At 50.0% G+C, this 1,369-nt stretch carries 1 rRNA gene; it reads left to right on the top strand.

Annotated features, from left to right (window positions below):
- A 16S ribosomal RNA gene (locus tag GOQ17_RS16005) occupies positions 1-1,322 on the top strand; the annotation flags it as partial.
- Positions 1,323-1,369: the final 47 nt, after the last annotated feature.

Raw genomic sequence — 1,369 nt, 5'->3', positions numbered from 1 at the left:
CAGACTCCTACGGGAGGCAGCAGTAAGGAATATTGGTCAATGGAGGGAACTCTGAACCAGCCATGCCGCGTGCAGGATGACTGCCCTATGGGTTGTAAACTGCTTTTGTCCAGGAATAAACCTTACTACGTGTAGTAAGCTGAATGTACTGGAAGAATAAGGATCGGCTAACTCCGTGCCAGCAGCCGCGGTAATACGGAGGATCCGAGCGTTATCCGGATTTATTGGGTTTAAAGGGTGCGTAGGCGGCCTATTAAGTCAGGGGTGAAAGACGGCAGCTTAACTGTCGCAGTGCCTTTGATACTGATGGGCTTGAATGTGGTTGAAGATGGCGGAATGAGACAAGTAGCGGTGAAATGCATAGATATGTCTCAGAACTCCGATTGCGAAGGCAGCTATCTAAGTCATTATTGACGCTGATGCACGAAAGCGTGGGGATCGAACAGGATTAGATACCCTGGTAGTCCACGCCCTAAACGATGATAACTCGATGTTGGCGATATACANACTCCGATTGCGAAGGCAGCTATCTAAGTCATTATTGACGCTGATGCACGAAAGCGTGGGGATCGAACAGGATTAGATACCCTGGTAGTCCACGCCCTAAACGATGATAACTCGATGTTGGCGATATAGTGTCAGCGTCCTAGCGAAAGCGTTAAGTTATCCACCTGGGGAGTACGCCCGCAAGGGTGAAACTCAAAGGAATTGACGGGGGCCCGCACAAGCGGAGGAGCATGTGGTTTAATTCGATGATACGCGAGGAACCTTACCCGGGCTTGAAAGTTACTGAATTATCTAGAGATAGATAAGTCCTTCGGGACAGGAAACTAGGTGCTGCATGGCTGTCGTCAGCTCGTGCCGTGAGGTGTTGGGTTAAGTCCCGCAACGAGCGCAACCCCTATGTTTAGTTGCCAGCATGTGAAGGTGGGGACTCTAAACAGACTGCCAGCGTAAGCTGTGAGGAAGGTGGGGACGACGTCAAGTCATCATGGCCCTTACGTCCGGGGCTACACACGTGCTACAATGGATGGTACAGCGGGCAGCTACACAGTAATGTGATGCTAATCTCGAAAAGCCATTCACAGTTCGGATTGAGGTCTGCAACTCGACCTCATGAAGTTGGATTCGCTAGTAATCGCGTATCAGCAATGACGCGGTGAATACGTTCCCGGGCCTTGTACACACCGCCCGTCAAGCCATGAAAGTTGGGGGTGCCTAAAGCATGTAACCGCAAGGAGCGTGTTAGGGTAAAACCGATAATTGGGGCTAAGTCGTAACAAGGTAGCCGTACCGGAAGGTGCGGCTGGAATACCTCCTTTCTAGAGAACAGTTATTGATTCTCGTTACGTTATATACATGATTAAAA

The sequence above is a fragment of the Sphingobacterium composti genome (assembly GCF_009829075.1).
In the GTDB taxonomy this organism is placed as follows: Bacteria; Bacteroidota; Bacteroidia; order Sphingobacteriales; family Sphingobacteriaceae; genus Sphingobacterium; species Sphingobacterium composti.
Note: the sequence above shows the minus strand (reverse complement) of the source record. Positions and strands in the feature narration are given on the sequence as shown.